This is a genomic window from Microbacterium sp. ProA8 (assembly GCF_039905635.1).
Classification (GTDB): domain Bacteria; phylum Actinomycetota; class Actinomycetes; order Actinomycetales; family Microbacteriaceae; genus Microbacterium; species Microbacterium chionoecetis.
Genome location: NZ_CP157000.1, coordinates 2,613,214 through 2,627,285 on the forward strand (window position 1 = coordinate 2,613,214; position 14,072 = coordinate 2,627,285).

Consider the following 14,072-nt stretch of genomic DNA (forward strand, 5'->3'; position numbering starts at 1 on the left):
CCCATCTTCCGATGGGCGGCCCTTCGCTGATTCCGGTCTACTGTTCGCCGAGCTCGATGAGCCTCTCGATGGCGGTGGTGAGCCGGGCGTCGGCCTCGCCGTACGCGGCCCAGTCGCCCTGCTCGAGCGCGGTCTGCCGGTCGACCAGCGCCTGCTGCGCCTCCTGGAGCGCGGCCTGGTACTCGTCGGTGGGCTCAGCCGGCTCGGTCGGCTCGGTCGGCTCCGCGGACTCGGTCGGCCCGGGCGTCGGCTGCGGCGGCGGGGTCCCGCCCGGCGTGGGCTCGACGTCGGTGTCACCGGCGTCAGCACCCGAGTCGCCGCCGAACAGCGTGTCGAGCGCTTCGTTCAGCGTGTCCTCGAAGGCGATGTCCGTGCCGAACGACACCAGCACCTTCTGCAGCTTGGGCAGCTTCGTGGCGCCCGAGGACTGCACGAACACCGGCTGCACGTAGAGCAGGCCGCCGCCGACGGGGAGCGTGAGCAGGTTGCCCTTCAGCACGTCCGAGTCGCCCTGCTTCAGGATGTTCACGAACGACGACACCTCTGGTTGCGAGTCGAAGTCGTTCTGCACCTGGCCGGGTCCCGAGACCGGGGTGTCGGCGTCGATCACCAGCATGCGGAGCTTGCCGTAGTCCTCGCTCTTCACACCGGCCTCGGCCCCGGCGTTCGAGTTGACGGCGAGGTAGCCCATCAGCACGTTCCGCGCGTTGCCGCCCGTCGAGGACGGGATGAACGACGTGAACATCGAGTAGGTCGGCGCCTCTTCACCGGGCATCTGCATCGTGAGGTAGTACGGCGGCTGCAGTGCGGTGTCGTCCTGCGGGTCGTTCGGCGTCTGCCAGCGGTTGTCGCTCTGGTAGAACGACCGCGCGTCGTCGACGTGGTAGACGCCCAGGATCGTGCGCTGCACCTTGAACAGATCCGTCGGGTAGCGCACGTGGCTCATCAGGTCGGCCGACATCTCGCTGATCGGCTCGATCGTCGAGGGGTACACCTTCTGCCACGCCTGCAGGAGCGGGTCCTCCTCGTCCCACGCGTACAGCGTCACCGAGCCGTCATACGCGTCGACGGTCGCCTTGACCGAGTTGCGGATGTAGTTGATGTCGTCGAGCGCGAAGCGCGGCGCGGGGTTGCTGGAGTCCGAGATGGCGGAGGTGAGGCTGACCGTCGACGAGTAGGGGTAGTTCGCGCTCAGGGTGTAGCCGTCGATGATCCACACGATACGGCCGTCGACGACGCTCGGGTACGCGTCGTTGTCGAGCGTCAGATACGGCGCGACCTTCTGCACACGCTCACGCGGGTTGCGGTCGTAGAGGATCTGCGATTCTGAGTTGACGTAGTCCGAGAAGAGGATCTGCTCGGCCTGGAACTTCAGCGCGTACACCAGCCGGTTGAAGACGCTTCCGAGGCTGGGCCCGCCGTCGCCCTCGAAGGTGGTCTTCTGCTCGCCGGAGGCGGCGTCGCCGCCCTCGGGATAGTCCAGCTCCGCCGGCGGGGTGCCCTCGGGCGCGCCCACGATCGAGTACGGCGGCGAGGACTCGCCGAAGTAGACGCGCGGCTGGAAGTCGTCCTGGTCCGTGAGGAAGCCGCTGGCGGGGATGCCGCGCTCCAGGAAGACCGGATCGCCGTCGCCCGTGCGGTCGTTGCCCTTGGCCACCACGATCCCGTAGCCGTGGGTGTACACGACAGCCGAGTTCTGCCAGTCCGCCGCGTTGCCGAGCTGGTCGAGGTTGAGCTCGCGGACTGACACCACGGTGTCCTGCGACACGCCGTCCCGCTCGTAGCGGTCGACGTCGAGCGGGTCGGCGAACTGGTAGTACGACCGGTACTGCTCGAGCTGGCGCACGTTGGGCGAGATGATCGCCGGGTCCATGATGCGCACCTGCGCGGTCGTGGCGGCGTCGTCGCGCAGCTGGCCGGGCTCGGCATCCGTCACCGCGGCGAAGTCCTCCTGCGTGAGGCCGGAGACGCCGTATGCCTGGTGCGTCATATCGACGTTGCGCTGGTAGAACTCCTCTTCGAGCGAGAAGCGGTTCGGCTGCACCTGGAAGGTGTTGACGACCCACGGATAGCCGACGCCGACGACGATCGCCGACACCACCAGCAGCGCGGTCGCGATGAGCGGGTAGCGCCAGCGGCCGATGATGGCGGTGACGAAGAAGAGGATGGCGACGATGACCGCCACGATGGCGAGGATCGTCTGGCCGGGGATGATCGCGTTGACGCCGGTGTACCCGGGGCCGGTGATGCGGTCGTCCGCGCCGGACTCCACGAGCGTCTTGTAGCGGTCGAGCCAGAGGCTCGCCGCCTGCACCAGCAGGTAGAGGCCGGCGATCACCGCGAGCTGGATGCGCGCGGACTTCGAGATGCGCAGTTCGCGCTGGCCCACGCGCACCGAGCCGTACAGGTACGACACGAGTGCGGTGACGAGCAGGCAGATCAGCAGCACCGCCGAGGCGAACCCGATCAGCGAGCTCCAGAACGGCATCGCGAACATGTAGAAGCCGGTGTCGAGGTGGAACTCGGGATCGGTGGTGTCGGTGGCGACGCCGTTGAACCACAGCCACGTGGTCTCCCACTGCGCCGAGGCGGCGAAGCCGGCGAAGAAGCCGAAGAAGACCGGGATGCCCCACATCGCGAGCCGTCGCAGCGGCTCGACGACCTCCTGGTAGCGGTCGAGCTGCGAGCTCAGCCGTGCGTACACGGGTCGCAGGCGGTAGGCGAGCTGGATCGACAGCCACACCGGCACGGCCATCCCGAGGAAGCCGACCACGAACATGACCACACGGGCGATCCACTGCGTCAGCAGCACCTCGGTGAACCCGAGCTGGTCGAACCAGAGCCAGTCGGCGTACAGGCTCGCGAAGACGAAGAAGGCCACCACGAGCGCGGCGATGATCGCGAGGGTGATGGCGATGACGCGTCGGGTGCGGGAGGGTGTGGCCGGGGGCGGCGACGAGGTCGTGGTCACCGTCCCATCCTAGGCGGCGGATTCAGGGCGGCCGCCTTGTCCTCCCTGGGCGAACTCTCGGAATCGCGCAACGTTTGGGGCACGATCCCCCGCGTCACCCCGCGGTGCAGGTGGGCAGCGCGTCGAGGTCTCCGCCCTCTCGCACGCCGTCCAGCACGGCGAGCGCGTCGTCGAGGTCCTCGACCGAGAAGACCCGCAGGTCGCCGGGGATGTGGCCGACGACTTCGTCGCAGTTCGCTTCCGGCGCGAGGAACCATTCGGCTCCGGCATCCACCGCGCCCCACATCTTCTGTCGGATGCCGCCGATCGGGCCGACCTCGCCGTCCGCAGTGATGGTGCCGGTGCCGGCGACCTGCTCGCCGCCGTTCAGCTCGTCCGGAGTGAGAGTGTCGATGATCCCGAGAGCGAACATCATCCCCGCGCTCGGACCGCCCACGTTGTTGAGCTGGATCGTGACGTCGATCGGGAACTCGTAGTCGGTGGTGAGGTTGACACCCATGAGCCAGACGGTCTCGCCGTCCTCGCCTGTCTCCTCCTTCGGCGTCACCTCGACCGTCTGCTGCTCGCCGTCGCGCACGATCAGCAGCTCGACCGGGTCGCCCTCGCCCTCGTTGATGACCGAGCGCAGCGCCGACACGTCCGCGACCGCCTCGCCGTTCGCCTCGAGGATGAGGTCGCCCTCCTGCAGCACGCCCGCGGCCGCGGCGTCGTCGAGGACGGAGTGGACTGCCAGCGTCGCACCCACGTCATAGTCGAGCTCGGTGAGCGCGGCGGCGGTGGCCTCGTTCTGTGAGTTCACCATCATCTGGGCGCTCTCCGCGTTGCGGTCGTCCGTCGTCTGCCCCGCGGGGAAGATCGCTTCGATCGGGAGCACCGCCTTGCTCGGATCGAACCAGGCCATCGCGAGCTCGAACCACGAGGGCGTGCGCTCGCGGTTGCCCTGCACCTGCACCGTGAGGAGATCCAGCGAACCCTCGGTGGGATACGTCTGCGCTCCCTCGACCGAGATGAGCGGCACCTCCTCGCCATCCGCGTTCTCGGCGCTGCCGAGGGTGTTGTACACCGGCCCGGGCTGCTGGATGACGTACGACGTCGGCAGGAACGTGATGATCAGCAGCACGATCATCGCGACGGCGAGCGCCCACACGCCGGCGAGCGTGCGCCGCGACATCCGGGGTCGGGGAGCGGGCTCGATCGTCGTGTTCTCGTCGAACAGGGCCACGCGGGACCTCTCTTCCGTGCCTTCTCGATGGGTGCCGGGTCGTTCGCGACCGGCGTAAGGCGTTCGGGGTCCCTGCCGGGGAGTGCGTCGGATGCTGCGACTAGCGTAGAGCGCAACGTCATCGACCGGCTGAAAGGCGGCTGAAGTGGCAGACGACGACACTCCTGGCGACGGGCCCAGCCCCGAGGACGACTTCCAGGAGCTCATCCGGCGGCTGTTCGGGGGTTCCGCGGGCGACTTCGACCCCGAACAGCTCTCGCGCCTGTCCGGCATGAACATCGACCCGGCCATGATGCAGGCGGTCATGCGGCAGCTCCAAGGGGCGTTCGAGAACGCCGACGAGAGCGGCATCTCGTGGGAGATGGCGCAGCGCCAGGCGCTCCACATCGCCAACCAGGAGGGGCTCGGCGTCACGGCCGGCCAGCGCACCGACCTGGATCAGGCGTTCGCGCTGGCGACGCTGTGGCTCAGCGAGGCGACCACGATCTCGGACCTGCCCTCTCCCCCGGTGACCCTCACGCGCGGCGCCTGGGTCGAGGCCACCCTCCCGGTGTGGGAGGAGCTCGCCGCCCCGGTCGCGACCAGCATCGCCGACGCTCTGACGACGGCGCTGAGCGAGCAGGCCCCCGAGGACATGCAGGGTCTCGTCCAGGGAGCCGGTCGCCTCATGCGCACGGTCGGCGGGTCGCTCTTCGCGTCGCAGCTCGGCCAGGTGGTCGGCAACCTCTCCAAAGAGGTCGTGAGCGGCGGCGACGTCGGCATCCCGCTGATGCCCGACGGCGAGGCCGCGATCCTTCCTCAGAACTTCGCCGACTTCGGGCGCGACCTCGAGGTCCCCGACGACCAGCTCGCCCTGTACGCGGCCACCCGCGAGCTCGCGCACGCCCGGCTGTTCCGCCACGCGCGATGGCTGCGTCTGCACGTCATCTCGCAGGTCACCGACTTCGCGCGCGGCGTGCACGTCGACACCGATGCGCTCGAAGACCTCGCCACGCGCTTCGATCCGTCCGAACCCGAAGAGCTCCGCAAGGCGATCGAGAGCGGCGCGCTGCTTCCGGCGCGCTCGGAGGCGCAGGACGCCGCGCTCGCGAGACTCGAGAATCTGCTCGCCACGGTGGAGGGCTGGGTCGAAGTCGTCACCGAGGACGCGACTTCGCGCCTTCCCTCGGCGCAGCGGATCGCCGAGGCGGTGCGACGCCGTCGGGCGGTCGGCGGTCCGGCGGAGCGCGCGCTGGGCTCGCTGGTGGGCCTCGAGATCCGGCCCCGCCGCATGCGCGAAGCCGCGGCGATGTGGCGTGCCGTGACGGATGCCGTGGGCCCGGCCGCACGCGATTCGCTGTGGGACTATCCCGACCTCATGCCCGCCCCCTCCGACATCGACGACCCTGCGGCGCTCGTCGCTCGGCTCGAGGCCCGGGCACGGGGCGAGGAGCCGGTCCGCGACGAGATGGACGATGCGCTCGCGCGGTTGCTCGCAGGTGAGGACTCGTCGGCACCGAAGGACGAGAGCGGACCCGAGGACCAGACGCCGGAGGAGGACGACGACGACGGGAGCGGCGCTCCCGGCGATCATCGACCGGTCTGACGCGACCGGGCACGGTGCCGCCTCCTCCCCAGGTTGCCGATCCCGCCCGAACGGCCTCGCGTCTGTGGATACCGCCGGTGGACGACCGCCCGTGCGGAAGGATCGGGCGCATGCTGCGACTCGACCCCGCGTTTCCTCCGGTGTGGCGGACCGACACCGCGCTCCAGTTCGGCTCGGAGCCGGTCGCGATCCTCGAGGATCCGCAGCCGTGGCAGCAGCGCGTCCTCCGCGAGCTCGAACGCGGCGTCCCGGACGGCGCGTTCGTCCCCTTCGCGCAGGCTCTCGGCGCTCCTGACGCCGCCGCCGCCACCCGGTTCCTCGCGCGCATCCGCCGTGCGCTGACGACGGATGCCGCGGCCACCCGCCGCGTCGTGCTGCACTGCGCGTCGGACGTGCCCGAGCACCATCGCGATGCGGTCGGCACGGGACTCGCCGCGGCGGGCTTCGACGTCGACACGGCGCACCGCTTCGATCCGGTCGGCGGCGCGGACCCGGATGCCGCCGCCGTGGTGTTCGTCGTGCACCGGCTGGTCGCACCCGGCGCCGTCGCGGGGCTCATGGGGGCGGACATCCCTCACGTGCCGGTGACGCTGACCGGCTCGGGAGCCGAGATCGGGCCGTTCGTGGAGCCGGGACGCACCGCGTGCCTGGCATGCATCGCCGCTCGACGTCGCGACGACGACCCGTCGTGGCCGGCCGTCGCCGCGCAGCTGCTCGGGCGAGCGGTCGACAGCGAGCCCGCGGTGCTGTGGGAGGCCGGCATCGTCGCCGGACGACTCATCGCTGAGCGCGCGCGGAACCCCTCGGCGCCCCGGACGCGGTCGGTGGCGCTGCGCGCCGGCTCCCTGCACCGGAACGTGCGATCGCACCGCCCGCACGCAGAGTGCCGCTGCCGATCTCTCGCAGGAACCGCGACGGCTGCCGCTCCCGTACGCCTCGAGACCACGTCAGCGACAGCGTTCGCCCGGCCCGCGTGATGCCGACGTACGCGAGGCGCCGCTCCTCGTCCACCTGCTCGAAGGTCGTCGCGTACGAGATCGGCAGAAGGCCCTCCGCCACGCCGATGAGGTGGACGTGCTCCCACTCCAGCCCCTTCGCCGCGTGCAGCGTCGCCAGGGTCACCGTGCGCATCGCCGGCTCGTCGTGCACCTTCGCCCTCGCCGTGAGTTCGTCGGTGAACGCCCGCAGCGTGGTGCCCGCCGGCGCCTCCTGGGCGAGCCGCAGGATGGCGGCGCGGGCCTCCCACGCATCGCGCAGCGCGCCGCCGGCTTCGGGAGGCTCGTCCGTGAGGCCGCGTGAGCGCAGGATGTCACGCACCGTGTCGACGAATCCGCTCTCGATCGGAGCGACCGATGCCGCGCGCAGCTCCATGACCGCCTGGCGCACCTCGGGCATGTCGAAGAAGCGCCGACCGCCGAGCACCGTCGTCGCGATGCCCGCGTCGGCGAGCGCAGCGACCAGCTCGGCGGACTGGGCGTGCGCCCGGTAGAGCACCGCGATGTGGCGCGGATCGGCGCCGGCGGCGATCTGCGCCCCGATGCGGGCCGCTACGGCGCGTGCCTCCGCGCGATCGTCCTCGAACGCCGTCACGGTCGGGATGGATGCCGTGGGGGCCGTCACTCCGGACGCCGTCGCTGCGGGGTTCGGCTCGTCGCCGGCTGTCTCGGCGGCGCGTGACGCGGCCGCCGTGAGGTGCAGTGCGCCCGGGCGCCCGCGCATCAGCTCGTTCGCGACCGCCAGGACCGGGGCATCCGATCGGTAGTTCGTCTCGAGCCGCACCACGCGCGCTCCTTCGAAGCGCGTCGGGAAGTCGAGAAGGAAGGATGCGTCCGCGCCCGCGAACGAATAGATCGTCTGGCTGGCATCGCCCACGACGCAGATGTCGCGCCGGTCGCCCAGCCAGAGCTCGAGCAGGCGGTTCTGCAAGGGTGAGACGTCCTGGAACTCGTCCACGGTGAAATGCCGGTACTGCTCGCGCACCGCCTTGGCCACCTGGGGCTCCGCCTCGAGCATGCCGGCGCAGGCCAGCAGCACGTCCTCGAAGTCGAGCTGACGCCGCTCATCCTTGAGCTTCTCGTAGGCGTGCTGGAGTGCGACCACCCGGTCGACGCCGAGTCGCCCGACGCCGTTGGGCCGTGCCGCGACGTAGCCGTCGACGCTCAGCATCGACACCTTCCGCCACTCGATCTCGGACGCCACGTCGCGCAGCGTGGCCGTATCGGGCGAGAGGCCGATGGAGTCGGCTGCGTGAGCGAGCAGGCGCACCTTGTTGTCGATGATGCCCGGCGCGCTGTCGCCCGCGAGCGTCGGCCAGAAGAAGTTGAGCTGCGCCAGGGCGGCGGCGTGGAAGGTGCGCGCCGCGACGCCGCCGACGCCCATCGCCCGCAGCCGGCCGCGCATCTCGCCGGCCGCCTTCGTCGTGAAGGTCACCGCCATCACGCGCCCCGGGGAGTACGCACCGGTGTCGACACCATGGGCGATGCGGTGCGTGATGACGCGCGTCTTGCCGGTGCCGGCGCCCGCCAGCACCACCACCGGGCCGCGCAGCGCCGTCGCCGCTTCTCGCTGGTTCTCGTCGAGCCCGTCGAGGACGTCGGAGCTCATGCCCGCTCCGCGTGCCAGTCGGCGATGAGGCGGTGCGCGATGGAGGCGGGACCCGGCAGGGTGACGTCACCGCGGCCCGCCAGCGCTCGGCCGATCTCGTCCCGTGTGAACCAGCGCACCGCCGCGATCTCGTCGCCGTCGGCCTCCGCCGCCGCGTCGTCGATCGCCGCGGCGAGGAAGCCGACCATGAGCGAACGGGGGTAGGGCCATGCCTGCGAGCCGCGGTAGGAGACGACGCCGACGGCCACGCCCGACTCCTCGGTGACCTCCCGGCGTACGGCGGCCTCGAGCGACTCCCCCGCCTCGACGAACCCCGCGAAGCACGAGAAGCGGTCGGCGCCCCACAGCGCGTTGGACCCCAGAAGCAGGAGGTCGGGGTCCTCGGCGCTCGTGATGGCCACGATCACCGCGGGATCCGTGCGGGGGAAGTGCTGGCGTCCGCAGTGCGGGCACCGGCGCGACCACCCGCTGTCGCCGAGGATCGTCCGCGTGCCGCAGGCGGGACAGAACGGGGCGTCCAGCAGCCACCGTCCGAGGCTCAGTGCCGCGACGAAGGCACCCGCCTCCGCCGCCGACAATGCCGCCCCCGCCGAGCGCAGACCCGCCCATCCTGCCGGCGCCGAGAACAGCTCGTCCTCCGAGGACGGGAACACCGCCGCAAGCAGCGCACCGCCGTCATCGTGCCGCCCGAGGAAGGCCCATTCGGCGCCGGCGGGCACGTCGTCGGGAGAACGCCACAGCAGCGCGTCCGGCGCGGCCAGCGGGGCGGCGTCGCCTGCGATCACGAGCACGCGCGTCTCGGCATCCGATTTCAGCGCATCGACGAGACCCGGAACGAGACGCTCCCCGGCGGCGCGGTCGAAGCCGGGACGTGCCAGCGGAGGAGGGCTCATGCTGTCGGGCGCCGTCATCGAACATGCTCCGCTTCGTCGTTCAGGGCCGGGCGTGGCGCGGGGACGGACGAGCGCGACCGACCTACCCTGGGCACATGGCACGCTCACCCCTCACTCTAGCCGCGTCGGTCACGTCGGCTCTGCCTCGGGTCGGGGTCGTCGGCGTCGGGGCCCTCACGGAGGGGTCGACCGGTCGCTACGACGCCGCGGTCGCCGACCTCGACGACGGGCGACGCGTCGTCGTGCGCGTTCCCGCCGATGCCTCGGCCGCGCCGGAGCTCGCCGCCGAAGCGCGCGCCCTCCGCGCCCTCACGCCGGGCGTTCGCGGCCTGCTCCCCTTCCGCGCGCCGGAGCTGCTCGGAGAGGCCGGCCTCGGCGACTCGCGGGTCGTGGTCGTCGATTTCCTTCCCGGCTACCGGGTCGATGCCGCGCACCTGCCGGCCGGACGTGGCGCGGCGACCTCGCTGGGTGCGGCGCTCGCCGCGCTGCACGCCCTCCCCCACTCGATCGTGAAGGGCGAAGGGCTTCCGGCCCGCACCCCGCCCCAGGTGCGCGCCGACGTCACGCGGCTGATCGATCGCGCCGTCGCGACGCGCCGGCTCCCGGTGAGCCTCGCCCGCCGCTGGCATCGCGCAGCGGATTCCGACGACCTCTGGCGCTTCGAGTCGGCCGTCGTGCTCGGCGGGGCGGGCGCGGCCTCCTTCCTGTTCGAGGATCTCGACGGCGTGCCGACCGTCACGGGCCTGCTCGAATGGCATGGACTGTCGATCGGCGACCCGGCCACGGACCTGCAGTGGCTCGCGTCGGCGCCCGACGCGGCCGACGACGTCTACGCCGCCTACGTGGCGGGCAGCGGCCGTGCGCCCGACGCCCGCACCCGCGAGCGCGCACGCCTGTACGCGGAGCTCGAGTTCGCGAAGTGGCTGGTGCACGGGCACGACGCCGACCGCGACGACATCGTCGCCGACGCCGTCGAGCTGCTCGAGTCACTGGCGACGGGCGTCGCCGGTGACGACATCGTGTCGGACGACGCCCTCGACGTCGACGACGCCATCGCGCTGCTGGAGCGGACGCCGGGCCCCGTCGCGCCGACCGTCGACACGTCGATGCACACCGACGCGTACGACCCCGAAGAGCTCGCGCAGTGGGTCGCCGAAGAGCAGTCCGATACCCACGACACCCCCGATCCGGTTCCCGATGTCGCACCGCACCCGTCGGATGACGTCTCCACGGCGCCGATCGCGTTGCCGGTCCGGTCTGCCGCGCCGTTCGGCTCGCCGGCGACGACCGACGGCGATGCCGGCACGGATGCCGCAGCCGAGGCGGAACGTGCGTCCGAAGCGGCACTGCGCCGCTGGCGGGCCGAGTGAAGTCGACGTCTCCGGGCTGACGCCGCGCACACTCCTTTCTCAACGGCGTCGGTGCGCCTCAACCGCGGAGGATGACGTCCTCCGCGACGTAATAGAGCGTGACGTCGATCTCCTCCAGCGGCACGCCGTGCTTCGCGTGGTAGGCCTGGCGGTAGAGCTCGAGCTGCAGCATCCGCTCGTCCTTCTCGGCGGGTGTCCGCGGTGCGACGCCCGTCTTCCAGTCGACGATCTCGATCCGCCCGCCGCGGTCCTCGCGCCGATACACGGCGTCGAGCTTGCAGATGACGATGTGCGGCAACCCGTCGGGACCGATCGTCGTGAAATCGATCTCGGTCTCGACCTCGATCGGCCGGCGCGACGCCCACTCGGACGCGAGGAACCGCTCGCGCAGCGCTGCGAGGGCCGTCGCGTCCTCGACGGACGCCTCGCTTCCCGATGCCACGCCACCGGACACGTCATCGTCGGTCTCCCACAGCGCATCGTCGAGAGAGCCGCCGAGACCTGACTGCCCCGAGCGCTGTTCGACCCACGCATGGAAGAGGGTGCCGAGGCGCGTCTGTCGGAAGGGCCGCTCGGGCATCGGTCGGGCGATGCCCGCCAGCGTGCCCTCGAGGTCGGCGACGTACTCCTTGTACCGCGAGGCCGCGATGCGCGTGGGTGCGGTGTGCACCGGACGCGCGCGGCGCGCCTCGCGCTCGGCGAGCAGCAGAGCCGCCTGCGGATCCAGCTCGCCCAGGGGCGACGCAGCAGCCTCGTGCACCGCGCGCGCCGCGCACTCGACCGCCTCGCGGCGGCCGCCGAGGGGGTCGATCGGCCACTGCAGCACACGGCGGGCTCCCTGGTAGGGGTCGTCGCCGGCCTCGTCGTCGGCCAGCGCCACGCCGAGCGCCTCGGCGATCTCAGTGAAGAACACGCTGCGCGTGCGGGGCCGCTTGGTGCCCGACCACGTCGCGCCGGTGAGGAGCAGATGGTCGCGCGCGCGCGTCACCGCCACGTAGGCGAGCCGGCGATCCTCCTCGAGCTGCCGGTTGCGGTTGGCCTCGACGAAGGCGTCGATCGCCTCCTTCAGCTCCTGCTGCGTCTGCGCGGACTGCCAGCGGAGTGCGGGGAGCCAGGCCGAATCGCCGCGGAATGCGTAGGGCAGCACGCCGAAGCCGAGCCATGCCTTGGTGTCGCGCGGGGCGCTCGGCAGCTCGTCCTTGACGAGGCGCACGACCGCGACCGCATCCCATTCGAGGCCCTTCGACCCGTGGATCGTGAGCAGCTGTACGACGTCGTCCTCGGGCGGCTCGGTGCGCGGGGCGAACTCGTCGAGCTGCTCGGCGTGGTCGAGCCACGCGAGCAGGCTCGAGAGCGAGCCGGTCTCGTCCGCGGCGAGGAAGGCGTGCACCTCGTCGACGAACGCGCGCAGCTGCGCCGACGCGATCCGCGCCGGCCCCCGTGACTCGTTCGCCGCCAGCTCGATGTCGAGCCGCAGTTCCAGCTCGATCAGCCGCACCAGCTCCGGGATCGGCATCCCGCTCGCCTGGCGGAGTCCCGCGAAGACGGATGCCGCGTCGCGCAGCCGCTCACGCGCCTCGGGTGTGAAGCCCGCCAGCCAGCCGTGGTCGGGCTTCTGTCGCAGCACGAAGTCGAGCGCGTCGACAAGCGAGCCGTCGTCGTCGCCGGCGCTCCCCCGGATGCGCTCGACCACTTCCGGCGCCAGCGGCTGGAGCGCGGCGTCGTGCCGCGCGAGCCGGCGGGACAGCGCCGCGAGCTCGCGCAGATCCGGCAGGCCGATGGACCACCGCGGGCCCGACAGGAGGCGGATGAGCGCCGAGCCCGCCGACGGATCGCTGATCACCCGCAGCGCACAGACCACGTCGACCACCTCGGGGGTGGAGAGCAGGCCGCCGAGGCCGAGGATGCGGTGCGGGATGCCGCGGCGCCCGAGCGCGTCGCCGAAGCGGACCATGTGCTTCTTGCTGCGGAAGAGGATGGCCCCGGTCGTCGAGCGGCCCTCCTGCGCGCGCTCCGCCCGCACGCGCGCGAACCACTCGGCGACACGATCGGCCTCGGTGTCGAGGTCGGAATCGAAACCGAGCTCGACGACACCCGCCGGTGCGCCGGGACGCGCGCGGAGCTCCTGCACGGCCACTGCGCCCGCGGATGCCGCCAGCGGCGCGAGCACGGCGTTCGCCGCCGTCAGCACCGACGCGCTGTTGCGCCAGCTCGTGAGGAGCGCGTACTGCGCGCAGTGCGTGCCGGGCGCGAAGGCGTCGGCGAAACCGCCGAGGTTGCCGGCGCTCGCACCGCGCCAGCCGTAGATCGCCTGATGCGGATCGCCCACGGCCATCACGCCGGTGCCCGCGAAGAGCGCGGCGAGCAGGTCGGTCTGGGCCACCGAGGTGTCCTGATACTCGTCGAGGAGCACCACCCGGTAGCGATCGCGCAGCTCGTCGGCCACCGCGGGGTGACTCGCGACCACCTCCAGCGCGCCGGCGACCTGGTCGGAGAAGTCGATGACCCCGAGCCGCAGCTTCTCGGCGGCGTACTCGCGGGCGAGGTCCGCCAGGAGGGCGAGCGCCTCGACGCGGTCGACGGCGTCCGCGACATCCGCGTAGACCGTCGTCCTCCGGTTGGTCGACGGCAGCTCACGGACGCCGCGGAAGCGCTCGGGGAACGCCGCGAGCGCGTCGAAGTCCACGAGGTTGTCGACGCCGTCGCGGGCGATGCGCAGCGCCGCGTCGACGATGGAGCGCACGGCTTCGCCGCGCTCTTCGAGGCGCGGATCGTCGGAGGCGAAGACGACGCGGCGCATGAGGAGCCACGCCGCGGATTCCGAGAGCACGGCGGCCTCGGCATCCCGTCCGATGCGGAGCGCGTGCTCGCGCACGATCTGGTCGGCGAAGCTGTTGTAGGTCGACACCGTGGGCCGGTGCAGCAGGGCGTCTTCCGACGAGTCCTGAGGGGTCGCGTCGACCGCTCGCGCGAGCGTCTCGAGCAGTCGCCGGCGCTCGGCGGTCGCGCGCGCGCCGTCGATGCCGGAGCGCTCGAGGTCGCCGAAGGCGTCGAGGGCACCGGCCTCCGCGAGCCCGGGCAGCGCGGGCAGCAGACCGTGCCGTTCGAACTCGGCCAGGCGCGCCAGACGCTTCTGGATGCGCTCCGCCAGCTCGCCGGCGGCCTTACGGGTGAACGTCAGCCCCAGCACCTCGTCGCGACGGACGATGCCGTTCGCCACCAGCCAGACGACGCGCGCGGCCATCGTCTCCGTCTTGCCGCTGCCCGCGCCGGCGACGACGAGCGCCGGGGCCAGCGGCGCCTCGATGACCGCGGTCTGCTCGTCCGTCGGCGGGAACTGGCCCAGCGCCGCCGCGATGACGCGCGCCGACAGGCGCGGGCCGGGCGTGACGACGTCGCGTGCCGGCTGCTCGACCGAGAGGCCCTG

7 protein-coding genes are annotated in these 14,072 nt (G+C 71.8%); 2 read left to right on the forward strand and 5 right to left on the reverse strand.

Annotated features, from left to right (window positions below; translation table 11 throughout):
• Positions 1-37 precede the first annotated feature (37 nt).
• Complete coding sequence (locus ABG085_RS11715; protein WP_347975920.1) at positions 38-2,971, reverse strand: UPF0182 family protein; 2,934 nt, start codon at positions 2,969-2,971, stop codon at positions 38-40.
• A 94-nt stretch (positions 2,972-3,065) separates the two neighbouring features.
• Positions 3,066-4,193, reverse strand: a complete 1,128-nt coding sequence (locus ABG085_RS11720) for a S16 family serine protease (RefSeq protein WP_347975921.1) — start codon at positions 4,191-4,193, stop codon at positions 3,066-3,068.
• A 145-nt stretch (positions 4,194-4,338) separates the two neighbouring features.
• Between ABG085_RS11720 and ABG085_RS11725 the strand changes: the two genes are divergently transcribed.
• The gene (locus ABG085_RS11725; protein ID WP_347975922.1) at positions 4,339-5,778 is read left to right on the forward strand and encodes a zinc-dependent metalloprotease; all 1,440 of its coding nucleotides are present in this window, start codon (positions 4,339-4,341) and stop codon (positions 5,776-5,778) included.
• Between the two features lie 777 nt (positions 5,779-6,555).
• Here the strand turns inward: ABG085_RS11725 and ABG085_RS11730 are convergent.
• Together ABG085_RS11730 and nudC are read right to left on the reverse strand one after the other, a co-directional pair.
• The gene (locus ABG085_RS11730; protein ID WP_347975923.1) at positions 6,556-8,382 is read right to left on the reverse strand and encodes an ATP-dependent helicase; all 1,827 of its coding nucleotides are present in this window, start codon (positions 8,380-8,382) and stop codon (positions 6,556-6,558) included.
• Positions 8,379-9,293 carry an NAD(+) diphosphatase gene (gene nudC / locus ABG085_RS11735; RefSeq protein ID WP_347975924.1) on the reverse strand — a complete coding sequence of 305 codons (915 nt, stop codon included), beginning with the start codon at positions 9,291-9,293 and terminating at the stop codon, positions 8,379-8,381. The genes ABG085_RS11730 and nudC overlap by 4 nt, the downstream gene beginning before the upstream one ends.
• A gap of 77 nt (positions 9,294-9,370) precedes the next feature.
• On the opposite strand from nudC, the gene ABG085_RS11740 reads away from it, so the two are divergent.
• On the forward strand, positions 9,371-10,645 hold the full coding sequence (locus ABG085_RS11740) for a phosphotransferase (protein WP_347975925.1): 1,275 nt from the start codon (positions 9,371-9,373) through the stop codon (positions 10,643-10,645).
• Positions 10,646-10,703: 58 nt separating this feature from the next.
• On the opposite strand, the gene ABG085_RS11745 is transcribed toward ABG085_RS11740, so the two are convergent.
• A complete protein-coding gene (locus ABG085_RS11745; protein ID WP_347979179.1) occupies positions 10,704-14,018 on the reverse strand; it encodes an ATP-dependent DNA helicase in 3,315 nt (1,104 codons plus the stop codon).
• Positions 14,019-14,072: the final 54 nt, after the last annotated feature.